Genomic DNA, 24,007 nt, shown 5'->3' with positions numbered 1-24,007 from the left:
TTACACCTTTCCCGCTCTCCATGCACAGTTGGTTTTGTAACCAGAGGCACGCTCCAGAACCTGCAAGCCGCGCCACACGGGGCATTGCGGGCAGGCCTACAGCCAACGTCCTACGACGTCGGCATGAGGGCCTTGCGCAACCTCCGCGCGCATGCGCGCGCCGCACCGCGCATGTGGCCACACAGGTGGCCACACAAGCCGCCACATCGGCGGCCACATGCGCGCGTCACAGCGTGCGCGCCACCAGCTCCTTCATGATCTCGTTGGAGCCGCCGTAGATCTTGCTCACGCGTGCGTTGGCGTACATTCGCGCGATCGGGTACTCCAGCATGTAGCCGTAGCCGCCATGCAGCTGCAGGCATTCGTCGATGATTTCGCAGTTCTTCTGCGAGCACCACCACTTGGCCATGGCCGCGGTGGGCGCATCGAGTTCGCCCGCGAGCAGGCGCATCATGCAATCGTCGACGAAGGTCGCGGCAATGGTTGCCTCGGTCTTGCACTCCGCCAGCTTGAAGCGCGTGTTCTGCATATCGATCAGCGGTTTTCCGAACACCTGGCGCTCGCGCACATACTCCGTCGTCAGCTCGATGGCGCGCTGCATGCTCGCCACCGCGCCGAGCGCGATGATCATGCGTTCCTGCGGCAACTGCTGCATCAACTGATAGAAGCCCTGTCCCTCCTCTGCACCAAGCAGGTTTTCCACCGGCACGCAGACATCGTCGAAGAACAGCTCCGCGGTGTCCTGCCCTTTCTGTCCGATTTTTTCCAGGATGCGGCCGCGCCTGAAGCCTGCCAGGTCACGGGTCTCGACCATGATGAGCGAGACCCCGCGCGAGCCGGCTTCGGCATCGGTCTTGGCCACTACGCAGATCAGGTCGGCGTGGTAGCCGTTCGTAATAAAGGTCTTTGCACCGTTGATGCGATAGATGTCTCCGTTCTGGTTCTTTTCACGCACCGCGCGGGTGCGTACTGACTTGAGGTCGGACCCCGCGCCGGGCTCCGACATGGCGATGGCGGCCACCATGGCGCCAGAAGCCATCTGCGGCAGCCATTTGCGCTTCTGCGCCTCGGTGCCGTAGTTGAGCAAGTAATGGGCCACGATGCCGCTGTGCACGCCATTGCCAAGGCTGGTGGCAATGGCACGGGCCATTTCGTTACAGATTACGGCCTCGTGAGCAAAGTTCCCGCCGCCGCCGCCGTACTCCTCGGGAATGCTGGCGCACAGCAGGCCGACTTCCCCGGCCCGGTTCCAGACCTCGCGGTCGATATAGCCGCGCTCGGCCCAGCGCGCTTCGTTCGGCACCAGCTCGCGCTCGACGAAACGCCGCACGGTGTCCTGAAACATCGTCAGCTCTTCGTTCATCCAGGGCACCTTGCGTGCCGCCATCGCCGTATTCTTGTCCGTGGCTTTCATATTGGTCTTCGTCTCCGAGGGGGATTGGTTCTTCGGCGCGCAGTAATGCGTCGCCATACCTTCTGCGGGCGGTCAGTCCGGCCAGCGATAACGCGGGGGCTGTTTCTCCAGGAATCGCGTGGCGGCCTCCTTGCGGTAGTCGGTGGCGAACGCAATGCCCTGGCCGTCCGCCTCCATCTCCAGCATGCTGTGCAGGTCCTGGTTGAGCGAGGCGTTGAGCGCCTTCTTGGTCAGCGCCACCGCCACCGGCGATGCCTCGGTGAAAGCCGAGGCCAGCGCCAGCGCGCGCGCCTGTAGTGCATCCTCGGGCACGATCTCCATCACGATGCCCTGCTCCAGTGCCGCCTGCGCACTGAGTTCGCGCATCGAGAACATCAGCGCCTTGGCACGCTGCAGGCCGATCATGCGCGGCAGCGTGTAGAACACGCCGCAATCCGGGATCAGGCCCAGCCGCAGGAACGGCAGCCCGAAGCGCGCGCGCGGCGTGGCCAGGATGATGTCGGCCACCAGGGCCAGGCTGAAGCCGGCGCCGTAGGCCGCGCCGTCCACCGCGGCGATGACCGGGCGGTCGAGGTGGATCAGGTCTTCCAGCCAGGGATGGATCGCCGCCAGGCGCTGGCGGCCCTGGTCGGCACTGATGTCGCCCTGCATCGAACTGATGTCGCCGCCCGAGCAGAAGTCCGTGCCCGCGCCGGTGAGGATCAGGGCGCGCACGCTGCTGTCCTGGCGGAGCTGGTGGACCACGTCGCCGATTTCGCGGCGCATGGTGCCGTTAAGCGCGTTCTTGCGCTTCGGGTAGTCCAGGGTCAGGGTGGCAATGCCGTCAGCGACGGCGTAGCGGATGGTCTCCATGGCGGATTCCTTCAGTATCAGACAAGCGATGATGTATCGGATAAGGCGCCCGACGACGGCGCCCGCAGACTTGGCGCGGCCGCTCAGTCGAGCTGGATGTGCGCGTCCTGGACAATGCGCGCCCACTTGGGCGTATCGGTGGCGATCACCGAAGCCAGCTCCTCGGCCGACGATCCCACCGGCTGCAGGCCCATCGCCGCCAGCTTCTGCGAGATCTCGGGCAGGCGCACGATGCGCCCGATCTCGGCCGACATCTTGTTCACCACGTCGCGCGGCGTCTTGGCCGGCAGGAACACGGAGAACCAGCCGCTCGGCTCGAAGCCGGCAAAGCCTGCCTCGGCAAAAGTGGGCACCGCGGGGATGGATTTGTAGCGCTGCGCGCCGGTGATGGCCAGGATCTTGAATTTGCCGCTATTTAAATAGCTGTTCGCGGACGTCACATCGACGAAAGCCGAATCCACCTGCCCGCCCAGCACGTCGCTCATCAGTGGCGCGGCGCCCTTGTACGGGATATGCGCCAGGTCCAGCCCGGCCTGCATCTTGAGCAGTTCGCCGTGCAGGTGCGAGGAAGTGCCGTTGCCGTAGGAACCGTAGCTGAGCTTGCCGGGGCTGGCCTTGGCCAGGGCCACGAACTCCGCCAGGGTGCTGGCCGGCACCCGGTTGGGCACCACGAACAGGTCGGACGACCGCGCCAGCAGCGAGACGGGCTGGAAATCGCGCGCCACGTCGTACGGAATGCGCTTGTACAGGCTCGGAGACTGGATCATGGCGGTGATGCCGAGCAGCACCGTGTAGCCGTCCGGAGCCGCCTTGGCGACGATATCGTTGCCCAGCATGCCGCTGGCGCCGGGCTTGTTGTCCACCACCACGGGCTGGCCCCAGGCTTCGGTCAGGCGCTGGCCGATCATGCGCGCCACGGTGTCGGTGCCGCCGCCGGCCGGATACGGCACCACCATGCGGAGGGGCCTGGCCGGGTAGTTGCCCTGCGCCAGCACCGGCAGTTGCCATCCGCCCAGCAGCGCACCGCCGCCGAGTGCCGCCGCCTGGCCCAGCCAGGTTCGCCGAGTTGCCTTCATCGTTGTCTCCCCCATTCGTTTCGGTGATCTCTTGTCTTTGCCGTGCTTGCCGTACTTGCCGTGCCTGCCTTGTTCCGCCTCAGTCCGGGCCGGAGGCGCCCACGCCCGCGGCGGCGGCCGTGCCGCCTTGCGCTTGTTCCTGCTCCTGCAGCGCCCGCCACTGGATCTTGCCGGTGGCGGACTTGGGCAGCGCATCGACGAAGCTGACGATGCGCGGCACCTTGTAGGCGGCGAGCCGCTCGCGGCACCACGCCATGATCTGTTCGGCGCTGGCCTCGGGCGTGCCGCGCGCGGCGGCCTTGAGCGCGACTACCGCCTTGACCGTCTCGCCGCGGCGCTCGTCGCGCGCGGCGATCACGCAGGCCTCGTGGATGGCCGGATGGCCGTAGAGCAGGTTCTCCACTTCGGCCGGCCAGACCTTGAAGCCGGAGGCGTTGATCATGCGCTTGAGCCGGTCGCGCATGAAGAAATAGCCGTCCGCGTCCATGAAGCCCAGGTCGCCGGTGCGCAGGAAGCGCTTGCCGCCGATCTCGATGAACGATTCGGCGTTGGCCTGCGGGTTGCGCCAGTAGCCCAGCATGATCTGCGCGCCGTGCGTGATGATCTCGCCCACTTCGCCCTGCGGCAGCTCGGCCAGCGTATGTGGGTCGATCACGCGCGCGTCCACGCCGAAGGTGGCGATGCCCAGGCATTCGCGCTTGGGCCGATGGCGCGGGTTGGACAACAGGAAGGCCGCGCTCTCGGTCAGGCCATAGGCCTCGACATAGGGCAGGCCGAAGCGCTCCTGCAGCATGGTCGCCACCGCGTCGGGCATGGCCGCGCCGCCGCCGCCCAGGTAGGCAAGGCTGGAAAGATCACGCTGCGCGATGTCGGGCTGCGCGAAGAAGTCCACCAGCATGGCCGGCGGCGCGCCCCAGGTGGTGACCTGGTAGCGCTCGATCAGCTCTGCTGCCAGCGCGCGGTCCCAGCGCGGCAGCAGGACGATGGTGGCGCCCAGGTAGAGCGGGGCATGGATGCCGTTCTGCATGCCAAGCAGGTGGAACATCGGCGCCACCGACAGGGTCACGCTGTCGGGACTGGCGCTGCGCCACAGCTGCGAGCCCACGGCCGCGCTCATCAGCGTGCCGTGCGTATGCATGCAGCCCTTCGGGTGGCCGGTGGTGCCGGAGGTATAGGCCAGCATGCACAGGGTGTCGTAGCCGGCCTCGTCCGCGCGCGGGCGATGGCCCGCGGCGTCAGCCTGCATCCATTGCGCGAGCGTGGCGCCGGCGGGCGCGGATGCGGGCAGCGGCGCGCGCTCGTGAAGCCATGCGGGCACCAGCGGGCCGGCGTCGCCGAGCAGGTCGCCGTACTGGTGCACGATCAGATGCGGCAGGCGGGCGCCATGCAACGGTGCGATGCGCGGATACAGCTCGGCCGCGACGAACGCCGCCACCGCCCCACTGTCTTCCACCACATGCTCGAGCTCCGCGGTCAGCCACATCGGATTGGCCGGCACCACCACCGCCCCGGCGCGCAGGATGGCGTAGTAGGCCACGATGAACTGCGGGCAGTTCTGGCTGAACAGCACCACGCGCTCGCCCGCGGCCACGCCGCAGGCGTGCTGCAGGTAGCCCGCCATGCGCTCGATCTGCGCCTGCAGGCTGGCGTAGGTGATGGCGTTGCCGAAATACTGGATCGCGGTCTTGTCCGGATAGCGCCGCGCGGCAACCTCCACGTTGTAGGCCAGGCTGGTGCGCGGCACCCGTACCTGGCCGGGCATGCCGGGCGGCCAGAAGGCAGAGCGGTAGGCGGGAGCGGAGGAAGCGTGCGTGGGAACGGAATCGGCTGGGGTCATCGGAAGACGGGTAAGGGTAAGGCGCCGGCCGCCGCCGGCACGGCGCTAGTCAAGGCGGATATTGCGGGTGCGGATCACCTTGCCCCAGCGGGCATAGTCGCTGCGCATGGTGTCGGCGAAGGCGTCCGGCGTGCTGCCCGAAAGCACCACGCCCATGTCGTTCATGCGCCCGCGCACGGCGGGCAACGCCAGCACGCGGTTGACGTCGGCGGAGAACTTCTCCACCACCGGGCGCGGGGCGGCCGCGGGCAGCAGCAGCCCGAACCAGCCCATCGAATCCATGCCCGCGATGCCGCATTCGCGGAAGGTGGGCACGTCGGGCAGTTGTGGCGCGCGCGCCGGGCCGGTCACCGCCAGCGCGCGCAGGCGGCCCGAGGCCATATGCGGGCGCGCGCCCATCACCGAGATGATGGCCGCCGGCACCTGGCCGCCGAGCAGGTCGTTCAGCTCGGGCGCCTCGCCCTTGTATGAGACATGGGTCATGTCCAGCCCGGCTGCTTCGTTGAAGACCTCGCCGTAGAGATGGCCGCTCGAGCCGGTGCCGAAGGAGCCGTAGTTGAACTGCCGCGGCCTGGACTTCACCAGCGCGATGAACTCGGCCAGCGTGGTGGCCTGCACCGAGTTGTGCACCGCGAACACCAGGCTGGTGGTGCCGAGCTGCGACACCGGGGCGAAATCGCGCACCGGGTCGAACGGCGCCTTGGTGTAGAGGCTGGGCGCCTGGACCAGCGTGGTGATGGTCAGCAGCGCGGTATGGCCATCCGGGTCGGCCTTGGCCACGGCATCCGCGCCGATCATGCCGCTGGCGCCCGGGCGGTTCTCCACCACAATGGGCTTCTGCCACAGCTTGCCGAGCGACTCGCCGACGGCACGCGCCAGCACGTCGGTGGCGCCGCCAGCCGGGTAAGGCACCACCAGGCGGACCGGCTTGGACGGGAAAGCCTGGGCGCGCGCCGGCGCCAGGCCCAGCCCGAGACCGCCGGCGGCGAGGGCGCCGGCGCCGATCTGCTGCAATGCCTTGCGGCGTGTTTGCTGCATCGCTGCTCCTGAGTGACGTGCACGGAAATGCGTCCGCGGGGGACGGCGGGAATGGCGCCGGAGGATGGCGCGCGGCCGATGCTCAGATTGCGCGATGCTGCGCTGCGTGGACAATGACCATTCGGCCCAAAATGATTGGCCGAATCGCTCAGGCAAAAGCCTGCCTTTGGTAAATCCGGATTGTCGGCGCCCGTGGCGTCAGGCTTACTGGCGCCATAGCCGGCAGAGATCCGGCATCGCCAGACGGGTCCGCTTCAGCGGCCATGCCGCGGCGCAACAAAGCGCGCGCATGCCGAAACCGACGGCAATGAGGACGAGGAGACCATGCATATCGTCGCATCCGGCGCGGGCACGCCCGCGCCGCTACCCGTTTCGTTCGCGGCACGCCCACGGCTCGACGCCGCCGGGACGCCCGCGCCGATCGCGCAGCCCGCCCGGCATGCCGGCGCGCGGCCCGCCGCGCGCCACACCCATACCATTTCCGTGCTGCAGCTCCAGCAGATCCTGCTGGGCGCGCGCCGCCTCGGCTGCGATATCGACGCCCTGCTGCGTCGCGCCGGGATCTCCCCCGCCCTGCTGCAGTCGGCCAGCGCGCGCGTGACCGAGGACCAGTTCGCCGCGCTGATGCGCAGCATGCGCCGCGTCACGCGCGACGAGTTCTGGGGCCTGCTGAACCGGCCGCTCAAGCCGGGTGTGTTCGCCCAGTCATGCCGCGCGCTCATCCATTGCGCCACGCTCGAAGACGCGCTGCGCGTCGGCCTGCAGCAATACCGGCTGCACCTGGATGATTTCGTACCGCGCCTGCAGCAGCACGCCGGCATCGCCACCCTGCTGCTGGTGCCGCGCGCGCCCGCCACGGCGTGCCGCCTGTATGCCGAATCGACCTTCGCCTTCCAGGCCTATGGCGTGGCCAACTGGCTGGTGGCCCAGCGCATCCCGCTGACCGGCGTGGACCTGGCCGCCCCCGCCCCGGAGCGCGGCGGCAGGCCCGCAAAGCGCACCGACACGGAACGCGTGTTCAACACACAGGTCCGCTATGGCCAGCCACATACCGCGCTGCATTTCGACGCCGGCTGGCTGCGCCTGCCGGTGGTGCAGGACGCCGCCAGCTTGCAGGCCTTCCTGCAGGACACGCCGCGCAACCTGCTGACCCGCTACCGCGACGACTCCTGCCTGGCCGAGCGCATCCGCCGGCACCTGCGCTGCCATCTCGACGGCGAACTGCCTTCGCTGGAACAAATGGCCGAAACCCTGCGGCTGACCCCGCAAACCCTGCGCCGCCGGCTGCGCGACGAGGGCCGGGGCTACCAGAGCATCAAGGACAGCCTGCGGCGCGATGCGGCCATCGGCTTCCTGGAGCACACCGACCTGCCATTGCAGCAGGTCGCGCTAAGGGTGGGGTTTTCGGAGCCGAGCACGTTCCACCGGGCGTTCAAGAAGTGGACGGGCGTGGCGCCGGGGGAGTATCGGCAGCGGCAGATGATGGGGTGTGCGGCGTAGGGGTTGGCGTTGCTCGGGGAGTGCTAGCTGTGCCTGGCCAGGCTGGGGCATTGCCGTGCCGCGCTGGCATCGACACGGGTCGATTGCCGCATTCAAGTTACGCGATTCGGGACATTGATTGACTTTCTCTCGGCGGCTGCGCCAGAATTCACCCGTCATCACACAATGGTGACCGGGCGTGGAAACCCGAAGAAATGAAAGACGGACAGCCGCATTTGTGGCTTTTTTGTGTCCGATGCGTTCGCGCGCGCCTACAATCCCGAGGCGGGCCGGGCGAGGCAGCCTTCGGGCTGGCCGGTTGCTTTCATTCCCCGGTATTTCCACCCTCGCTGCGGGCCCGCCACCCTCACGTGGAAATGAGCGGCCACAGTCGTGCCGAAGCCTCTTGTCAATAGAAACGGGGGCTCTGGTTCAAAGCAAAGACCGATATTTTTTGTTCTTAATTTATTTAAAATAAGAAATCTTTATTAAGAAAAAATCAAAATCAACGTCGAAATCAAAGTCAACATCTAAATCAAAGTCAACGTCAACGGCTTTCGCTCCCCCGGAGCGACCTACTTTCTTTTCCCCGCCCTCCATGTCAGGATACTTGTCGCCTCCGTCTCCTTGGTGAAGCAAAATGGAAGGCGGTGTGTGCGAATAGGTGATGACACGATATACAACCGAGCATCGGGAATGGGTGGTGGAGCAGATGATGCCGCCGCTGAACCGGTCGGTAGTGGAGTTAGCCAAGGCCACAGGGATCACGCCGGTGACCTTGCGGACGTGGCGCAGGCTAGCGAGAGAAGCAGGAAGAATTGTGCCGGGTGACGGAAAGCAGAGTGATCAATGGTCCAGCGCGGACAAGTTTCGCGTTGTGTTGGAGACAGCGCCGCTAAGCGAAGCGGAGTTGTCGGAGTACTGCCGCGCAAAGGGCATCCAGCCGGAGCAGATTCAGCAATGGCGTGAGGCGTGCGAGCAGGCCAATGCGGCGACCCCCGTCAAGCGAACGCTGGCGCAGCGGCGCGAAGACGAAGCGGCGCGCAGGCGAGTGCGTGAGCTGGAACGCGAGCTCAAGCGTAAGAATGCGGCGCTGGCGGAGACGGCGGCACTGCTGGTCTTGCAAAAAAAAGCCGCAGCGATCTGGGGACGGGACGAGGAAGACTGATCAGCACCCCGGATCGCTTGGAAGCCATAGCGTTGATCGATGAAGCCGTAAGCGCCGGGGCCCGGCAGGCGAAGGCCTGCGAGGCGCTCGGTTTGACCGAGCGGACCATGCAGCGCTGGCGACAAGCCCCCGCCGACGGGCGGCTTGACGCGCGCCGTGATGCACCGGCCAACAAGTTCAGCGAAGCCGAACGGCAGGCGGTGCTGAGGGCGGCGAACCAGCCAGGTTACGCGAGCCTGACGCCGCACCAGATCGTGCCGAAGCTGGCGGATGAGGGTATCTACGTGGGATCGGTATCGACGATCTACCGGGTGCTGCATGAAGCGGGACAAAGCCGTCGGCGTGGCCGCAGCAAGGCCCCGTGCACGCGCCCGCCAACGACGCACCGGGCCACGGGTCCGAACCAGGTGTGGTGTTGGGACATCACCTGGCTGCCGACTACGGTCAAGGGCAAGTTCTTCTACTGGTACATGATGAAGGACATCTACAGCCGCAAGCTGGTAGCCAACGAGGTGCATGAGAGCCAGACGGCTGAGCACGCGAGCCGCCTGCTGATGCACGGCTGTTTGCGGGAGCAGACAGCGGGTCGTCCGCTGGTGCTGCACTCGGACAACGGCAAGGCCATGAAAGGGGCCACCATGCTGGCAGCGATGTATGACCTAGGCGTGGTGCCATCCTACAGTCGGCCCAGGGTGAGTAACGACAACGCCTTTGCCGAAGCGTTGTTCCGCACGGCAAAGTACTGCCCGATGTGGCCGGAACGCCCGTTCGATAGCCTGAAACAAGCGCGTGACTGGGTGCTGCGCTTCGTGCGTTGGTATAACGACGAGCACCGACACAGCAGCCTGAAATACGTTACGCCCAACCAGCGGCATCAGGGCACAGCCACCGCTCTATTGGCGCAGAGAACGGCACTGTATGAAGTCGCGCGCGCCCAGAATCCGCAGCGTTGGACCGCGGGCATCCGCAACTGGGAACTCCCAGATGCTGTGTACCTGAACCCGGAGCGAGCGCAGCAAAACGGAGAGAATTACAAGCAAGCAGCGTAACGGCTGAGGCGACAACTACCTTGACACACGCCGCCCGAAAAGAAAGTAGGCAAAGAAAGCGGGCTGCCTGGCCGGCAGGGGCAGAAACATTGGGGTTTCCTGTTATGGTGGTTTCGTSGTGGGGCCTGYGGTTCTGCYSGCATCCTGCCGTTACCGGTWTTGGCGGYCRCTATCCWGCRAGCGRCGCTGGATTCGTGGTGGCGCTGCATGATGGYGTKGGYCCAGGTRRKTCAAGCTGCTGCCGCGACCGGGGCGGATGGGCACGWCRTGGGAACGGCRCTGGTTTCGTGGTGGGCGCGGTGGCTCCCGCGCGGGAGTACCCGCCGACACCCGCGCCCCGGTCCACCACGCCCACCACGAAACCAAGAGGGTGCTATGTCGTGGTCGCTTAAGCCGGTAACGGCAGATGGCCGGACAGGCAGTGTGCTCGCCATCATAGGTCTGACCCCGAAACCAACACCGCTAGCAAGATCGTGGCCGCCCGCACCGGTAACGGCAGGATGCCAGCAGAACCACGGTCCCCACGACGAAACCACCGACAACCAGCAACCCCAATGTTTCTGCCCCTGCCGGCCAGGCAGTCCGCTTTCTTTGCCTACTTTCTTTTCGGAAAAAAGAAAGTAGGTCGCTCCGGGGGAGCGAAAGCCTTTGACTTTGATGTTGACTTTGACCTTAAAGTTGAAGTTGACTTTAAAGTTGAAGTTGACTTTAAAAAAGCCTTTGACTTTTAAGTTAATACCTCAAAGCCATCCCCCCCTCATATCACCCCCTTCCCCCGCAACCCCTCGATCCGCTCCGCCGACATCCCCAAAATATCGCCAAGCACACTATCCGTATGCTCGCCCAGCCGCGGCGCAGCCGCGTCGTAGCGCACCGGCGTGGCCGACAGCCGCAGCGGGCTTTTCACCGTGGGACATACGCCGCCATCGCTGCGCACCATGTCGACCTGCAGTTCGCGGTACCTGACCTGCGGGTCTTCCAGCACCTGGGCGTAGTCGTTGATGGGGCCGCACGGAATGCCTTCGCGCTCCAGCGCTTCCACCCAGTGCGCGGTGCCGCGCGTGCGCATATGCGCTTCGAGCAGGGGCACCAGCACGGCGCGGTTGACGATGCGCCCCGGCCCCGTGACGAAGCGTTCGTCCTGTGCCAGGTCCGGGCGCGCCACGCCGCGGCAGTATCCCTGCCACTGGCCGTCATTGCCGGCTGCCACGATCATGTAGCCGTCGGCGGTGGCGAACACGTGGTACGGCACCATGTTGGCGTGCGCATTGCCGAAGCGGCCCGGCACCTTGCCGGTGACGCGCTGGGAGATGATGGGCGTGGCGCCCACCGCCACCACGGCGTCGAGCAGCGCCATGTCGATGCGCTGGCCTTCGCCGGTACGCTCGACGTGGCGCAGTGCGGCCAGAACCGCCACGGTGGCGTACATGCCGGTGAACATGTCCACCACCGCCACACCGACCTTCTGCGGACCGCCGCCGGGCAGGTCGTCGCGCTCGCCGGTGATGCTCATCAGGCCGCCGATGCCCTGGAAGATGAAGTCGTAGCCGGGCTTGTGCGCGCTCGGGCCTTCCTGGCCATAGCCGGTGATGGAGCAGTAGACCAGCGCCGGGTTGATCGCCTTGAGGCTCTCGTAGTCCAGGCCGTAGCGCTTGAGGTCGCCGACCTTGTAGTTCTCGAGCACGATATGCGACTTGGCGGCCAGTTCGCGCACGATGGCCTGCCCTTCCGGGCTGGCGATATCGAGCGTGACCGAGCGCTTGCCGCGGTTCGCGCCAGCGTAATAGGTAGCGTCGCGCGAGGGCTTGCCGTCGCCATCGGGCAACCAGGGCGGGCCCCAGGAGCGGGTGTCGTCGCCCACGCCGGGGCGCTCCACCTTGATCACCTCGGCGCCGAGGTCGGCCAGGTTCTGCGCGCACCACGGCCCGGCCAGGATGCGGGACAGGTCCAGCACGCGCACGCCGTCGAGCGCGCTTTTCATTGCGCCTTTCATCGCGTCGTTCATCGCGTCCTTCATCGGGATCGTGGTCATGCGCGGACCTCCGCTACACCATGGCTGAGCACGGTGACGTCGCGCGCCGGGATGCGCGCGTCGAACAGCACGCGGTGCGCGCCATCGCGCTCGCCGTCGCGCCACATGCGCACCTCCAGCGTCTCGCCGGGGAAGACCGGGCGCGAGAAACGCACGCCGAGTTTGAGCAGGCGGTCGCCGTCGCCGCCGGCGAAGGTGTCCACCAGCGCCCGGGCGGCCACGCCGTACGTGCACAGTCCATGCAGGATCGGCTTGTCGAAGCCGGCCGCGCGCGCCACTTCGGGATCGGCATGCAGCGGGTTGGGGTCTGCGTTGAGGCGGTACAGCAGGGCCGCCTGCGGCAGGATCGCCAGGCTGTGCACCGCGTCGGGCGCGCGCGCTGGCGCGGCCGGCAGCGCCTCGGGCGCGGCATCGCCCTGGCCGAAGCCGCCGTCGGCGCGGCAGAAGGTGGTGTGCGTGACCGTGGCCAGCTCCGCGCCGCTGGCGTCATCGACCAGCGTGCGCTCGACTATCACCAGCGCGCCCTTGTCGGCGCCCTTGTCGATCACGTGGCTGACGCGGGCACGCGCCCGCACCGTGCCCGAAGGCGGCAGCGGACGATGCAGGCGCAGGCGCTGCTCGCCGTGCACGATGCGCACCCAGTCGATGCCGCTCTTCGGGTCCTGCATCCAGAAGCCGGGGTAGGCCAGCACCACGGCCTGCGTCGGGAAAGCCTTGAGCTGCGCCTCGTAGACGTAGCGCAGCTGGCGCGGATCGGTCGGCTGTTCGCCCAGGCCGAGGCCCAGCGCGTACAGGATGGAGTCCTTCTCGCCGTAGGTCTGCACGACCTCCGGGAAGTCCCAGTGCTTGATGCGGTTGTAGTCGAGCGGCATGGCTTCAGATCGGGTCCCAGTTGATCACGTCGGGCGAGCGTTCGAGCTTGAAGAAGCTGCCGCGCATGGCGGGGATGGCGATCTCGGCGATCGATTCCGGGGTCCAGCCCTCGCTCATGTGCACCGAGCGCACCGGACGCGGCTGGCTCATCAGGATGATCTCGTTGGCGCGCACGGCGAAGATCTGCGCGTTGACTTCATGCGCGGCATCGCTGGCGAGGAAGGCCGCCATCGGCGCGACCTTGTTGGCCTCCATCTTCTGCAGCTTGGCCACGCGCGCCTTTTCTTCCGGCGTCTCGGACGGGATCGAGCTGGTCATGCGGCTCCACGCGAACGGCGCGATGCAGTTCGAGCGCACATTGAAGCGCGCCATGTCCAGCGCAATCGACTTGGACAGCGCGGCGATGCCGAGCTTGGCCGCCGAGTAGTTGGCCTGGCCGAGGTTGCCGATCAGCCCCGAGGTGGAGGTCATGTGGACATAGGCACCGCTTTCCTGGTCCTTGAAGTGATTGGCGGCGGCGCGGCTGACGAAGAAGGTGCCGTTGAGGTGCACGTCGATCACCGAGCGCCATTCTTCCTCGTTCATCTTGAAGAACATGCGGTCGCGCAGGTTGCCGGCGTTGTTGACCACGGCATCGATGCGGCCGAAGTTGTCCAGTGCGCATTGCACGATGGCGTTGGCGCCCTGCCAGCTCGACACGCTGTCGGTATTGGCCACGGCGGTGCCGCCGGCCGCGCGGATCTCGTCGACCACGCGCTGCGCGGGGCCGGCGTCGCCGCCTTCGCCGGTAAGCGACACGCCGATGTCGTTGACCACCACCTTCGCGCCCGCCTTGGCCAGTTCCAGCGCGACGCCGCGCCCGATGCCGCCACCCGCGCCGGTCACCAGCGCTACCTTGCCTGCCATCAATCCACTCATGTTTTCTACTCCTGTCTACACGTTACTTACGATCATTCGAAAATTCGCGGGCGCGCGCCCTCACTCGAGCCGCGCGCCGGATTCCTTCACTACCTTGCTCCAGCGCGTGATCTCCGCATCGATATGCGCACCCAGCGCGGCGGGCGTGGAGCCCACCGGCTCGTAGCCGTTGGCGGCGAGATTGGCGCGCAGGTCGGGCTGGGTCAGCACCGAGGCGATTTCCTTGCTGAGGCGATCGACGATGGCCGGCGGCGTGCCGGCCGGCGCCAGTACCGCGTACCAGCCGTTGATGTCGAAGCCGGGCACGCCGGCTTCGTTCAGCGTGGGTACCTCCGGCGCCAGCGTGGCGCGCTTGCCGCTGGTCACGGCCAGCGCGTGCAGCCGGCCGCTGCGGATATGCGGCATCGAGGTGGAAATGCTGTCGAAGGTCAGCATCACCTCGCCGGCCAACATGGCGTTGACGACCTGGGCGCTGCCCTTGTACGGCACATGGGTCATCTTCACGCCGGCCAGGCTGTCGAACAGTTCGCCGGCCAGGTGACCGGTATTGCCGTTGCCGGCCGAGGCAAAGGTCAGCTTGCCGGGCTCGGCCCTGGCCTGCGCGATCAGCTCGGGCACCGTCTTCGCCTTCAGCGACGGGCTGCCGGCCAGGATCAGCGGCAGGTTGGCCACCAGCGAGACCGGCGCGAAATCCTTGCGGGTGTCGTACGGCAGCTTGGGGTAGAGGCTGGCATTGATGGCATGCGCGGCCAGCACCACGATCAGCGTGTTGCCGTCGGGCTTGGCGCGCGCCAGTTGCTGGGTGGCGATGGTGCCGCCCGCGCCGGGCCGGTAGTCGAGCACCACCGGCTGGCCCAGCCGCTCCTGCAGCTTGGCCGCCACCGGGCGCGCCAGCAGGTCGGCGCTGCCGCCCGGCGGGTAAGGGATCAGCAACTGGATCGGCTTGCTGGGCCAGGTATCGGCCAGCGCCGCTGCGCTGGCGCACAGCAGGCCTGCCGTCAGCGGCGCGGCCAGCGCGGCAAGGAGCCATGATCTGCGGGGGCGTGCCGGTAGTGCTTCCATGCCTTGTCTCCTGGATCTGCCTTGTTCTGGCGGGTTCTGTGTGGTTCCGTGTGGTTCCGTGCGGTTCCGCGTGCTTCTGTCCTGCGCCTGCCTGCCCGTGCGAACGCACGGCATTGCGCGCCTCACTGCAGGGGGATGCCGGTGTCCTTGACCACCTTTGCCCAGCGCTGGCGCTCCGCATTGATGAAATTGCCGAAGTGCTCGGGCGTGTCGCCGCCCGGCACGCCGCCGAGTTCGGCCAGGCGTGTCTTGATCTCGGGCTCGGCCAGGATGGCGGCCACGGTCTTCTGCAGGCGCGACACCACCGCCGGCGGCGTGCCGGCCGGCGCCACCAGGCCGAACCATGCGGTGACCTGGAAATCGTCGAGCCCGGCTTCCTTCATGGTGGGCACGTCGGGCAGCTCGGCCACGCGCGTGGCACTGGTCACTGCCAGCGCGCGCAGCTTGCCGGACTGGATCTGCGGCAGCGAGCTGGGCAGGTTGTCCACCATCATGGTCACCTGCCCGGCGACCAGGTCGGCCACGGCGGGGGCGGCACCCTTGTACGGCACGTGGATAATGTCGATGCCAGTGCGCTTCTTGAACAGCTCGCCCGACAGGTGCACCGACTGCCCGGTGCCCGACGAGGCAAAGGACAGCTTGCCCGGCTCCGCCTTGGCCAGCGCCACCAGCTCGGCCACCGAGCGCGCCGGTACCTTGGCGTTGACCACCAGCACATTGGGCACCGACACCACCATGGTCACCGGCGCGAAATCCTCGGCACGGTAGGGAAGTTGCCGGTACAGGCCGTAGTTGATGGCATTGGGCCCGATATTGCCCATCATCAGCGTGTAGCCGTCGGGGGCGGACTGGCGCAGCGCCTGCACGCCGATGATGCCGGCGCCGCCGGCGCGGTTATCCACCACCACCGGCTGGCCGAGCACTTCGCCCAGCCGCTTGCCCACCAGGCGCGAAGCGATATCGGTCGTGCCGCCCGCCGCCGCGGGCACGATCAGGCGCACCGGCTTGTCGGGGTAGGCGGCAAAGGCGCTGGCCGCCGGGCCCGCCGCGAAGCCAAGTACGGTGGCCGTGGCCGCCAGCATGCGGGCGCTGTAGCGCAAGGTATCCATATGTCTCCTCCTGGGTGGCCCCGCGGCGGCGCGCGGGACTATCCGGTAACCGCCCGCGCAATACGGGCGATCCGGCCATTTTGGTTCTATTGCCACGCCGAATACGATAAATTGACGGCGGAGACATGGCTATTCACGATTCACAAAAGAGGCCTTTGGCCCAGCAAAACACAATGCATTACGACCTGACCGACCTGCGCCTCTTCCTCAACGTCGGCGAAACCGAGAATCTGACCCGCGCCGCCGAGCGCAGCTTTCTCTCGCTGCCCGCCGCCAGCACGCGCATCAAGCAGCTCGAAGAAGCCTTCCAGACCCAGTTGCTGATCCGCCAGGTCAAGGGCGTGCGCCTGACCCCGGCCGGCGACGCGCTGCTGTCTCACGCGCGCGAGGTGTTCCGCGAGCTCGAATGCCTGCACGCGGACCTGCGCCCCTACGCCAAGGGGGTCAAGGGCCGCGTGCGACTGCTGGCCAACACCACCGCCACCAACTCCTTCCTGGCCACGGCGCTGTCGCGCTTCCTGGCGGAGAACCCGGACGTGGATATCGAGCTCGAAGAACAGCTCTCGCAAGCCATCGTCTCCTCGATCGGCGCGGGCGCGGCCGATCTCGGCATCGTGGCCGGCGAAGTCGCCACCAACGACCTGGAAGTGATGCAGTTGTGCAGCGACGAGCTGATCGTGATCGCGCCGGTCAATCACCCGCTGCCGCAGTTCACCCGCCTGCGTTTCGCCGACCTGCTCGATACCTGCCGCTTCGTCGGGCTCAACCAGTTCAGCGCCATCCAGTCCTTCCTGGACCGCATCGCCAGTGGCATGGGCAAGCGCATCAGCCTGCGCATCCAGCTCGGCAGTTTCGACGCGGTGTGCCGCATGGTGGAAGCCGGCGCGGGCATCGCCATCGTGCCCAACAGCTGCGCGCGGCGCTATGCCAGCCGCAAGGTGCTGCGCTTTATCCCGCTGGAGGACGAATGGGCCAAGCGCGACCTGCGGCTGGTGCGCCGCCCCGGGCGCGAGCTGCCGCAGTTCGCCGAGACCCTGGTGCAGTATCTGAAGGACGCGGCGCAAGAGCCGGTGTAAGGGATCGCGGCCCCGGTCGTTCCGGCGCCGCGTTCACGAGGCGCGCGGCCGCCCGCGCAGCAGGCCTCAAGCCCCCGTCATCAGAGCGTCAGCCTCAGCCTTCCCGTCAGCGCCCCCGGCAACAGACTCGAATCGGTCTGCCGCTCGCCATACGTGCCGCTCGACACGCGCAACTGGCGCTCGCGGGTGAGCGCTTCGAGATGGTCCCCCAGGAATCCGTAGATGCTGTCGTCGAAGCGCATCGTGCCAAGCGGCGCCTGGATGCGGCCGTCTTCCACCCAAAAGGTGGCGAAGCGGGTCATGCCGGTCATGCGCCCGGCCGGCGCGTCTGACCAGTTGAGATACCAGAGATTGCCGATATAGAGCCCGGTGCCGAGCGCGGCCAGCGCATCGGCCTGCGCCAGCGTGCCGGCCCCGAGCGCGAGCGCATGCGGCGCCTCGCCGGCATCCGCGCAATTGACCTCCAGGCCGTACTCGCGCGCACTGCGCGGGTAGACCAGCCGCGCCACCGGCAGGCCGGCGCGCACCAGCGCGGCGTCGCTGCGCGGAATGCCCTCGGGGCCGAAGGCCGGGGCCAGCGCGCCGCTGGCGCGCTCGTCCATGTCGACCATCCCGCTCAGCTGCGCCGCCCCGTCGTAGAGGCGCTGCAACGGGCTTTCCTTCTGCGCCAGCGAGCGCGCGGAAAAACCGCCCCAGCTCAGCATGCCCAGCACTTCGTCCAGCGCCGCGGGCGCCAGGTAAGCGCGGTAGTCGGCAGGGGCGAGCGTGCGTGCCGGCTTGCCGAGGTGTTCCAGCTGGGCGCGCGCCGCGGCGAAGCGGCCGGCAAATTCATCGTCGTCCCAGCGGCTGCCGGCATAGTCGGCCTTGACCGCCTGGCCGTTGGCGTGGAACAGGCTCCAGTCGAAGTGAAAGGCCTGCGCGGCGTGCCAGCCGAAGGCGCCGAAGCTGCTGGCGAAGCCGCGGTAGAGGGGACCGGCTGCGTAGATGCCGACCAGGTCCAGCCCGCGCGCGGCCTCGTCGATCCGGGCCAGCACGTGGCCGGTGTCCGGCGGCGCGGCCTCGTCGGCGAAGCTGCGCTGCCAGGGCTCGCGCTCCAGCGTCAGGTAGGGATCGGGCTGCAACTGGGCGAGCGCTTCGCGCAACTGGCGCAGGCCCTCGGCCAGGCGCGCGCGGTCGGCCGCCGGATCGCCGGATAGCGTGATCCAGCTCTTGGCGTGGCGCTCGTCGCGGATCAGCCGCAGGCACGCGGTGGCCTGCGTCACGCGTCCGGCCTGGCGCACCTTTGCCCGGTTGAAGCGGATGAATTCCGAGGACTCCGCGCTGTACCACAGCGTGAACGCCTCGCCCGGCGCCAGCGCGGCGCGCATGTCGTCGGCCAGCGCCGCGAACATGGATTGCGGGGATTGCACCTCTCTCATCACGCGGCTCCCCCGAAGACTTCGACCTGCCGGAACACGCAGGCCGGCGAGGCATGCCCCACGCGCACGATCTGGTTGGGCTCGCCCTTGCCGCAATATGGCGTGCCGTGGACCTCGAGGGTGCCGGCATCGCCGACCGCGGCGAGGCTGCGCCAGAAATTGGCCGAGACACCGCGGTAATTGGGATTCTTGACCACGCCCTTGATCTCGCCGTCCTCGATCAGGCGGCCCCACTCGCAACCGAACTGGAACTTGTTGCGCGCGTCGTCGATGGACCAGGAGCGGTTGGTGGCCATCAGCACGCCGCGCTCGATGCCGCCCACCAGCTGGGCCAGCGTACGGTCGCCGGGTTCGAGGTTGAGATTGGCCATGCGGTCGATGGGCGGGCGGTTCCAGCCGCTGGCGCGGCTGTTGGCCACGCCCGGCAGGCCGCTGCGGAACTGCGAGAGCGCGCCGCCCAGCGGGCGCTGCAGGATGCCGTCGCGAATCAGGAAAGCCTTGCTTGCCGGCTGGCCGTCGTCGTCGTGCCCGTAGCTGCCCAGCTCCTCCGGAATGCCCGGATCGAAGCTGATGTTGAGCAGCGGCGAGCCGTACTGGTAGTGGCCGAAGTCCTCCAGCCGGATAAAGCTGGTGCCGGCGTAGTTGCGCTCGTCACCGAGAATGCGGTCCAGCTCCAGCGGGTGGCCGACCGATTCGTGGATCTGCAGCATCATCTGGTCGGGCATCAGCAGCAGGTCGGTGGGACCGGTGGGGGCATTGGGCGCCAGCAGCAACTGCAGGGCCTCGTCCGCCACGCGTGGCGCGGCACCGGCAAAGCCGAGCCGCCCGACCACCTCGAAGCCGCCCTGCTGGCCGCTGCCGAAGCCGCCGAAGGTGCGCGTCTGGCTGTCGCTGCCGTCGAAGGCGGTCACGCTGATGCCGGGATAGACGAAGCGCTGTGCCTGCCATTGCTCGGCACCGGCGCTGTTCAGATAGAGCTGCTCCTGGAACTGGTGCGAGAGATAGGCCACGTAATTGACGATGCGCGCGTCCGCGGGCACGCCGGCACTGACCTCGGCCAGCAGCGCGAAGCGTTCGGCCAGGCCGGGAAAGGCGCCGTCCGCGCCCGGCGACGCGTAGCGCGCGCTGCCTTGCGGCGCCGGCAGGCCACGCATGTCCACCAGCCCGTGCGCGGCGATGCGCTGCGCCAGTTCGCCCGCGCTGTCGAGCGCCCGCTGCAGGCCGGCGGCGCTGATATCGCTGGTGGCGGCATACGCCTCCACGCCGCCCAGGCGCACCGTCAGCATCGCGCCCACGTCGCGCGTCAGCGAAGGCGGCTCGGCCACGCCGCGCCGCAGCGTGCAAACCTCGCCGCTCTCCCGGATCAGGCGCAGCGAGTGAAACTCGGCGCGGGTGGCAAGGCCGGCGAAATCCTGCCTGACGCGTTCGAACACGATGGGCTCCTGGAGAACGATTGCGGGAACAGGCGGCAAGCGGTGCCGGCAATGCGCGCGCAATACGCACCCTGCCTTGCCACCAGCCTCGCCGCCCCGCAGCGGATCTTACCGCGCCGCCACGCCCGCCGCCGCCAGGTTCAGTCCGCCTGCACGCCCGCCGCCTTGATGATCGGCGACCATTTCTCGATCTCGGCCTGCAGCCAGGTGCGCAGGCCTTCCGGCGTCTGCTTGTCCTCGGGCACGATCTCCGCGCCCAGATCAGCCAGGCGGGCGGCCACCGCGGGGTCCCTGAGACCGGCGCGCAGCGCCACGTTGAGCCGGTCGATCACGGCCGGCGGCGTGCCGCGTGGCGCGTAGACGCCGTGCCAGACCTTGACCTCGAAGCCCTTGAGTCCGCCTTCGGCGAGCGTGGGCGCGCCCGGCAGCGACTTGATGCGCTGGGTGGTGGTCACGCCGTAGAGCTTGACCTTGTCGGCCTTGATATGCGGCAGGGTCTGGGTAGTCTGGTCGCACAGGATGTCGACCTGGCCGCCCAGCAAGGCCGTCATCGCGGGTGCCGTGCCCTGGTAGGGAATGGCGGTCAGGTCCACGCCGATGGCCTTCTGGAACAGCATCCCGCACAACTGCGAGACCGCGCCCAGGCCGGCATTGGCCAGGTTGAGCTTGCCCTGGTTCTGGCGGATGTAGGCCACCAGATCAGGCATGGTCTTGGGCGGCAGGTCGTGGCGGCCCAGCAGGGTCATCGGTACGTCGGCCACCTGCCCGACGAAACTGAAATCCGTCAGCGGCTTGTAGGACAGCTTGCTGTATAGCGCCGGCGCGGTGGCCATGCCGTTGTGATGGATCAGGATGGTGTAGCCGTCCGGCGCGGCCTTGGCCACGTAGGCGGCGGAGACGGTGCCACCGGCGCCGAGCCGGTTTTCCACCACCACGCTCTGGCCCAGGTTCTTCGACATCGCCGCCGCCAGCGTGCGCGCCACCACGTCGGTCGGGCCGCCCGCGGCGAACGGTACCACCATCGTGACCGGCCTGGCGGGATAGGCGTCGGCGGCGCGCGCTCCGGACGGCAGCGCCAGTGCCGCCGCCGTGCCCAGCGCGGCGAGCGCCATCCAGCGCCAGGGCGCCTGCCCGGCTGTCCTTGCTTGCCTGCCGCCGGTCTGCTGCCTTTGTCGCGACCCCTGCGCCTTGTAGCTTGCCATTGTCTCTGCCTCCATCGTGTTGAGGTATCCGGCCGGTCCTTCCGGCGCGTTCGCGGACTGGTCGTCCTTCGCCGCGCCGGTCCGGGGACGGCCGCGCCGGCCTTTCTTGTTTGTGCAGCAAGCGTGGCGGCAAAGCGGCGCAACGGCAATACGGATTTCCCTAAGGGTGGGCAAGGCCGCCCGGAAGGGAGCCGGAGTCTCTGGATGTGGCAGCAAGCGCGCCGCGAGGGGTGGTGCCGGCGCCTCTCCAGTCCCGGTCGCCGCCCCGGTCCGGTCCCGCGCCGATGCCGCACCGCTTTGCGCGCTCCCCGCCGGGCGCGCTTCCGGGGGCGCTAAGCCGCTCTTTCGCAAATCCGAATTTCGGCGCGGGAGGGGCTCGGGAATAATGGCCGCAAGCTAAATCCAATAACGGGGCCTTTTTCATGTTCGCAGAGCAGACGCACGACCAGCCGTATCCCGATATCCGTGAAGCCGTGCGTGCGCTATGCACGGGTTTCGATTCCGCCTACTGGCAGCGCGTGGAAGAACAGAACGCCTTCCCGGAAGAATTCGTGCAGGCGCTGACCAAGGCCGGCTGGCTGTCGGCCCTGATTCCCGAGGAATTCGGCGGCTCCGGCCTGCCGCTGACCGCGGCCTCCGTGATCATGGAGGAAATCAACCGCAATGGCGGCAATTCCGGCGCCTGCCACGGCCAGATGTACGTGATGGGCTGCCTCTTGCGCCACGGCTCGGAAGCGCAGAAGCAGCGCTGGCTGCCCGGCATCGCCTCGGGCGAGCTGCGCATGCAGTCGATGGCCGTGACCGAGCCGACCACCGGCACCGACACCACCAAGCTCAAGACCACCGCCGAGAAGAAGGGCGACCGCTACGTCATCAACGGCCAGAAGGTGTGGATCTCGCGCGTGCAGCACTCCGACCTGATGCTGCTGCTGGCGCGCACCACGCCGCTGGACCAGGTCAAGCGCAAGTCCGAGGGCCTGTCGGTGTTCGTGGTGGACCTGCGTGAAGCCATCGGCAAGGGGCTGACCGTGCGCCCCATCCGCAATATGGTCAACCACGAGACCAACGAGCTGTTCTTCGACAACCTGGAGATCCCGGCCGAGAACCTGATCGGCGAGGAAGGCAAGGGGCTCAAGTACATCCTCGACGGCCTCAACGCCGAGCGCATCCTGATCGCCGCCGAGTGCATCGGCGACGGCTACTGGTTCATCGAGCGCGCCAGCAACTATGCGCGCGACCGCATCGTGTTCGACCGCCCGATCGGCCAGAACCAGGGCGTGCAGTTCCCGATCGCGCGCGCCTACGTCAACGTGGAGGCCGCCAGCCTGATGCGCTACAAGGCAGCTGCCCTGTTCGACGCCGGCAAGGCCTGCGGCAAGGAAGCCAATATCTCCAAGCTGCTGGCCGCCGATGCCTCCTGGGAAGCGGCCAACGTCTGCCTGCAGACCCACGGCGGCTTCGGCTTTGCCGCCGAGTACGACATCGAGCGCAAGTTCCGCGAAACCCGCCTGTACCAGGTCGCGCCGATCTCGACCAACCTGATCCTGTCCTATGTGGCCGAGCACGTGCTCGAGCTGCCGCGTTCGTTCTGAGGGCCGCGCACATGTTCGCATCGCACCCGGGCATCCGCCCGCTCGACGGCATCCGCGTGGTATCGCTCGAGCACGCCGTGGCCGCGCCCTTCGCCACGCGCCAGCTGGCCGATCTCGGCGCACGCGTGATCAAGGTGGAGCGCCCCGGCGTGGGCGATTTCGCGCGCGGCTACGACGAGACCGTCAACGGCCAGGCCTCGCACTTCGTCTGGCTCAACCGCGGCAAGGAAAGCCTCACGCTGGACCTCAAGGACGAGGAAGCGCAGACCGTGCTGCACCGCTTGCTGGCCGACGCCGACGTGCTGGTGCAGAATCTCGCCCCCGGCGCCGCCGCGCGCATGGGGCTGGATTTCGATACGCTGCACGGCCGCTACGGCAAGCTGATCGTGTGCGACATCTCCGGCTACGGCGATGCCGGCCCCTACCGCGACAAGAAAGCCTATGACCTGCTGATCCAGGCCGCGGCCGGCCTGATCGGCATCACCGGCAGCGCCGACGAACCCTCGCGCGCCGGCATCTCCATCGCCGACATCGCGGCCGGCATGTACGCCTACACCGGCATCCTCTCCGCGCTGCTGCAGCGCGGGCGCACCGGCACCGGCCTGCGCGTGGAGGTCACCATGCTCGAAGCGCTGACCGAGTGGATGAACTACGCGCTGTACTTCGGCCACTACGGCGGCAAGGCGCCGGCCCGCTTCGGTGCCTCGCATCCGGCCATCGCGCCCTACGGCGTGCATCGCACCGGCGACGGCGGCAGCGTGATCTTCGGCCTGCAGAACGAACGCGAATGGCAGGCCTTCTGCGAAAAGGTGCTGGGCCAGCCCGAACTGCTCAAGGACGCGCGCTTCTCCTCCAACTCGGGGCGCGTGAAGAACCGGGCCGAGCTGACCGCGCTGATCGAGACCCGCTTCGCGCCGATGACGGTGACGCAGGTGGAAGCGCTGCTCGACCAGGCGCAGATCGCCAACGCGCCGATGAACGATATCGAGGCCGTCTGGAATCATCCGCAGCTCGCCGCGCGCGGACGCTGGCGGGAAGTGAGCAGCCCGGGCGGGATGATCGGGGCGTTGTTGCCGCCGGCCAACCTGTCTGGCGTGGAGCCGGTGATGGGGGATGTGCCGGCGCTTGGCGCGCATAGTGGAGATATTCTTTCTGAGCTGGGGTATTCGGAGGGGAGGATTGCTGAGTTGAGGGAGCGGAAGGTGGTTTGAATTTGGGTATGCGCGTGGAAGTCTGCTTGTGACTGTGGGCCTGGCGGCTTGGGCTTGGTAGCCCGTTCGCACACATGTAAGTGTCACTTTTCTTTTCTCGAAAAGAAAAGTAACCAAAAGAAAGCGATTCTTGCAGAAGGCTGGGCGCTCAGACTTCAGCTTTGATGG

At 67.5% G+C, this 24,007-nt stretch carries 19 protein-coding genes; 6 read left to right on the top strand and 13 right to left on the bottom strand.

Translation table 11 applies throughout. From position 1 onward, the window contains the following. Nucleotides 1–226 precede the first annotated feature (226 nt). The 5 genes from AB4Z48_RS34120 to AB4Z48_RS34100 form a co-directional block, all read right to left on the bottom strand. Complete coding sequence (locus AB4Z48_RS34120; protein WP_441622279.1) at nucleotides 227–1,387, bottom strand: acyl-CoA dehydrogenase family protein; 1,161 nt, start codon at nucleotides 1,385–1,387, stop codon at nucleotides 227–229. 99 nt (nucleotides 1,388–1,486) lie between these two features. Continuing rightward, nucleotides 1,487–2,266, bottom strand: a complete 780-nt coding sequence (locus tag AB4Z48_RS34115) for an enoyl-CoA hydratase/isomerase family protein (protein ID WP_441622247.1) — start codon at nucleotides 2,264–2,266, stop codon at nucleotides 1,487–1,489. Between the two features lie 83 nt (nucleotides 2,267–2,349). Beyond that, the gene (locus AB4Z48_RS34110) at nucleotides 2,350–3,342 is read right to left on the bottom strand and encodes a tripartite tricarboxylate transporter substrate binding protein (protein ID WP_441622245.1); all 993 of its coding nucleotides are present in this window, start codon (nucleotides 3,340–3,342) and stop codon (nucleotides 2,350–2,352) included. A gap of 79 nt (nucleotides 3,343–3,421) precedes the next feature. Further along, nucleotides 3,422–5,179, bottom strand: coding sequence for a long-chain fatty acid--CoA ligase (locus tag AB4Z48_RS34105; RefSeq protein ID WP_441622243.1), 1,758 nt, complete (start codon nucleotides 5,177–5,179; stop codon nucleotides 3,422–3,424). A 45-nt stretch (nucleotides 5,180–5,224) separates the two neighbouring features. Continuing rightward, nucleotides 5,225–6,217 (bottom strand): tripartite tricarboxylate transporter substrate binding protein, encoded by a 993-nt coding sequence (locus AB4Z48_RS34100; RefSeq protein WP_441622241.1) that lies wholly within the window; start codon nucleotides 6,215–6,217, stop codon nucleotides 5,225–5,227. 324 nt (nucleotides 6,218–6,541) lie between these two features. Here AB4Z48_RS34100 and AB4Z48_RS34095 point away from each other — a divergent pair, with 324 nt between their 5' ends. From AB4Z48_RS34095 to AB4Z48_RS34085, 3 genes are all read left to right on the top strand, one after another. Then, nucleotides 6,542–7,717 carry an AraC family transcriptional regulator gene (locus tag AB4Z48_RS34095; protein ID WP_441622239.1) on the top strand — a complete coding sequence of 392 codons (1,176 nt, stop codon included), beginning with the start codon at nucleotides 6,542–6,544 and terminating at the stop codon, nucleotides 7,715–7,717. Between the two features lie 646 nt (nucleotides 7,718–8,363). Beyond that, nucleotides 8,364–9,913 (top strand): IS3 family transposase gene (locus AB4Z48_RS34090; RefSeq protein ID WP_441622237.1). Its coding sequence is split into 2 segments (ribosomal slippage): nucleotides 8,364–8,850 and nucleotides 8,850–9,913, totalling 1,551 coding nucleotides; the frame shifts between segments, so codons are not numbered across the junction. Between the two features lie 554 nt (nucleotides 9,914–10,467). Then, nucleotides 10,468–10,644: a hypothetical protein gene (locus AB4Z48_RS34085; protein ID WP_441622235.1), complete on the top strand. Its 177-nt coding sequence runs from the start codon at nucleotides 10,468–10,470 to the stop codon at nucleotides 10,642–10,644. A 26-nt stretch (nucleotides 10,645–10,670) separates the two neighbouring features. Here the strand turns inward: AB4Z48_RS34085 and AB4Z48_RS34080 are convergent, their stop codons facing one another. The 5 genes from AB4Z48_RS34080 to AB4Z48_RS34060 all read right to left on the bottom strand — a co-directional run bounded on the left by AB4Z48_RS34080 (nucleotide 10,671) and on the right by AB4Z48_RS34060 (nucleotide 15,880). After that, nucleotides 10,671–11,906, bottom strand: coding sequence for a CaiB/BaiF CoA transferase family protein (locus AB4Z48_RS34080; RefSeq protein ID WP_441622277.1), 1,236 nt, complete (start codon nucleotides 11,904–11,906; stop codon nucleotides 10,671–10,673). 35 nt (nucleotides 11,907–11,941) lie between these two features. Then, entirely contained in the window at nucleotides 11,942–12,817 is an 876-nt protein-coding gene (locus tag AB4Z48_RS34075) for a MaoC/PaaZ C-terminal domain-containing protein (RefSeq protein ID WP_441622233.1), read from the bottom strand. 4 nt (nucleotides 12,818–12,821) lie between these two features. Further along, nucleotides 12,822–13,736, bottom strand: coding sequence for an SDR family NAD(P)-dependent oxidoreductase (locus AB4Z48_RS34070; protein ID WP_441622231.1), 915 nt, complete (start codon nucleotides 13,734–13,736; stop codon nucleotides 12,822–12,824). Nucleotides 13,737–13,796: 60 nt separating this feature from the next. Further along, nucleotides 13,797–14,798 carry a tripartite tricarboxylate transporter substrate binding protein gene (locus AB4Z48_RS34065; protein ID WP_441622229.1) on the bottom strand — a complete coding sequence of 334 codons (1,002 nt, stop codon included), beginning with the start codon at nucleotides 14,796–14,798 and terminating at the stop codon, nucleotides 13,797–13,799. Between the two features lie 122 nt (nucleotides 14,799–14,920). Further along, entirely contained in the window at nucleotides 14,921–15,880 is a 960-nt protein-coding gene (locus tag AB4Z48_RS34060; RefSeq protein ID WP_441622275.1) for a Bug family tripartite tricarboxylate transporter substrate binding protein, read from the bottom strand. A 200-nt stretch (nucleotides 15,881–16,080) separates the two neighbouring features. On the opposite strand from AB4Z48_RS34060, the gene AB4Z48_RS34055 reads away from it, so the two are divergent. After that, nucleotides 16,081–16,983, top strand: coding sequence for a LysR family transcriptional regulator (locus tag AB4Z48_RS34055; protein WP_441622227.1), 903 nt, complete (start codon nucleotides 16,081–16,083; stop codon nucleotides 16,981–16,983). Between the two features lie 80 nt (nucleotides 16,984–17,063). On the opposite strand, the gene AB4Z48_RS34050 is transcribed toward AB4Z48_RS34055, so the two are convergent. The 3 genes from AB4Z48_RS34050 to AB4Z48_RS34040 all read right to left on the bottom strand — a co-directional run bounded on the left by AB4Z48_RS34050 (nucleotide 17,064) and on the right by AB4Z48_RS34040 (nucleotide 20,946). After that, nucleotides 17,064–18,401 carry a metallopeptidase TldD-related protein gene (locus tag AB4Z48_RS34050; RefSeq protein WP_441622225.1) on the bottom strand — a complete coding sequence of 446 codons (1,338 nt, stop codon included), beginning with the start codon at nucleotides 18,399–18,401 and terminating at the stop codon, nucleotides 17,064–17,066. Beyond that, entirely contained in the window at nucleotides 18,401–19,837 is a 1,437-nt protein-coding gene (locus tag AB4Z48_RS34045; RefSeq protein ID WP_441622273.1) for a TldD/PmbA family protein, read from the bottom strand. Before AB4Z48_RS34045 ends, AB4Z48_RS34050 begins: the two co-directional genes overlap by 1 nt. 137 nt (nucleotides 19,838–19,974) lie before the next feature. Then, the gene (locus tag AB4Z48_RS34040; protein WP_441622271.1) at nucleotides 19,975–20,946 is read right to left on the bottom strand and encodes a tripartite tricarboxylate transporter substrate-binding protein; all 972 of its coding nucleotides are present in this window, start codon (nucleotides 20,944–20,946) and stop codon (nucleotides 19,975–19,977) included. Nucleotides 20,947–21,458: 512 nt separating this feature from the next. On the opposite strand from AB4Z48_RS34040, the gene AB4Z48_RS34035 reads away from it, so the two are divergent. Together AB4Z48_RS34035 and AB4Z48_RS34030 are read left to right on the top strand one after the other, a co-directional pair. Continuing rightward, nucleotides 21,459–22,628 carry an acyl-CoA dehydrogenase family protein gene (locus tag AB4Z48_RS34035; protein ID WP_441622223.1) on the top strand — a complete coding sequence of 390 codons (1,170 nt, stop codon included), beginning with the start codon at nucleotides 21,459–21,461 and terminating at the stop codon, nucleotides 22,626–22,628. A gap of 11 nt (nucleotides 22,629–22,639) precedes the next feature. Next, nucleotides 22,640–23,839: a CaiB/BaiF CoA transferase family protein gene (locus tag AB4Z48_RS34030; protein ID WP_441622221.1), complete on the top strand. Its 1,200-nt coding sequence runs from the start codon at nucleotides 22,640–22,642 to the stop codon at nucleotides 23,837–23,839. Nucleotides 23,840–24,007 lie beyond the last annotated feature (168 nt).

Origin of the sequence: Cupriavidus sp. 2TAF22, from assembly GCF_052115045.1 — a bacterium.
GTDB lineage: Bacteria > Pseudomonadota > Gammaproteobacteria > Burkholderiales > Burkholderiaceae > Cupriavidus.
The sequence above is the reverse complement of the archived record's forward strand: the minus strand, read 5'-3'. Positions and strand labels throughout refer to the sequence as shown.

Coding starts and splice junctions, on each gene's coding strand:
- AB4Z48_RS34120 (WP_441622279.1), bottom strand. CDS start 1,387: ATGGCGGCACGCAAGGTGCCCTGGATGAACGAAGAGCTGACGATGTTT.
- AB4Z48_RS34115 (WP_441622247.1), bottom strand. CDS start 2,266: ATGGAGACCATCCGCTACGCCGTCGCTGACGGCATTGCCACCCTGACC.
- AB4Z48_RS34110 (WP_441622245.1), bottom strand. CDS start 3,342: ATGAAGGCAACTCGGCGAACCTGGCTGGGCCAGGCGGCGGCACTCGGC.
- AB4Z48_RS34105 (WP_441622243.1), bottom strand. CDS start 5,179: ATGACCCCAGCCGATTCCGTTCCCACGCACGCTTCCTCCGCTCCCGCC.
- AB4Z48_RS34100 (WP_441622241.1), bottom strand. CDS start 6,217: ATGCAGCAAACACGCCGCAAGGCATTGCAGCAGATCGGCGCCGGCGCC.
- AB4Z48_RS34095 (WP_441622239.1), top strand. CDS start 6,542: ATGCATATCGTCGCATCCGGCGCGGGCACGCCCGCGCCGCTACCCGTT.
- AB4Z48_RS34085 (WP_441622235.1), top strand. CDS start 10,468: ATGTTTCTGCCCCTGCCGGCCAGGCAGTCCGCTTTCTTTGCCTACTTT.
- AB4Z48_RS34080 (WP_441622277.1), bottom strand. CDS start 11,906: ATGAAAGGCGCAATGAAAAGCGCGCTCGACGGCGTGCGCGTGCTGGAC.
- AB4Z48_RS34075 (WP_441622233.1), bottom strand. CDS start 12,817: ATGCCGCTCGACTACAACCGCATCAAGCACTGGGACTTCCCGGAGGTC.
- AB4Z48_RS34070 (WP_441622231.1), bottom strand. CDS start 13,736: ATGAGTGGATTGATGGCAGGCAAGGTAGCGCTGGTGACCGGCGCGGGT.
- AB4Z48_RS34065 (WP_441622229.1), bottom strand. CDS start 14,798: ATGGAAGCACTACCGGCACGCCCCCGCAGATCATGGCTCCTTGCCGCG.
- AB4Z48_RS34060 (WP_441622275.1), bottom strand. CDS start 15,880: ATGCTGGCGGCCACGGCCACCGTACTTGGCTTCGCGGCGGGCCCGGCG.
- AB4Z48_RS34055 (WP_441622227.1), top strand. CDS start 16,081: ATGCATTACGACCTGACCGACCTGCGCCTCTTCCTCAACGTCGGCGAA.
- AB4Z48_RS34050 (WP_441622225.1), bottom strand. CDS start 18,401: ATGAGAGAGGTGCAATCCCCGCAATCCATGTTCGCGGCGCTGGCCGAC.
- AB4Z48_RS34040 (WP_441622271.1), bottom strand. CDS start 20,946: ATGGCGCTCGCCGCGCTGGGCACGGCGGCGGCACTGGCGCTGCCGTCC.
- AB4Z48_RS34035 (WP_441622223.1), top strand. CDS start 21,459: ATGTTCGCAGAGCAGACGCACGACCAGCCGTATCCCGATATCCGTGAA.
- AB4Z48_RS34030 (WP_441622221.1), top strand. CDS start 22,640: ATGTTCGCATCGCACCCGGGCATCCGCCCGCTCGACGGCATCCGCGTG.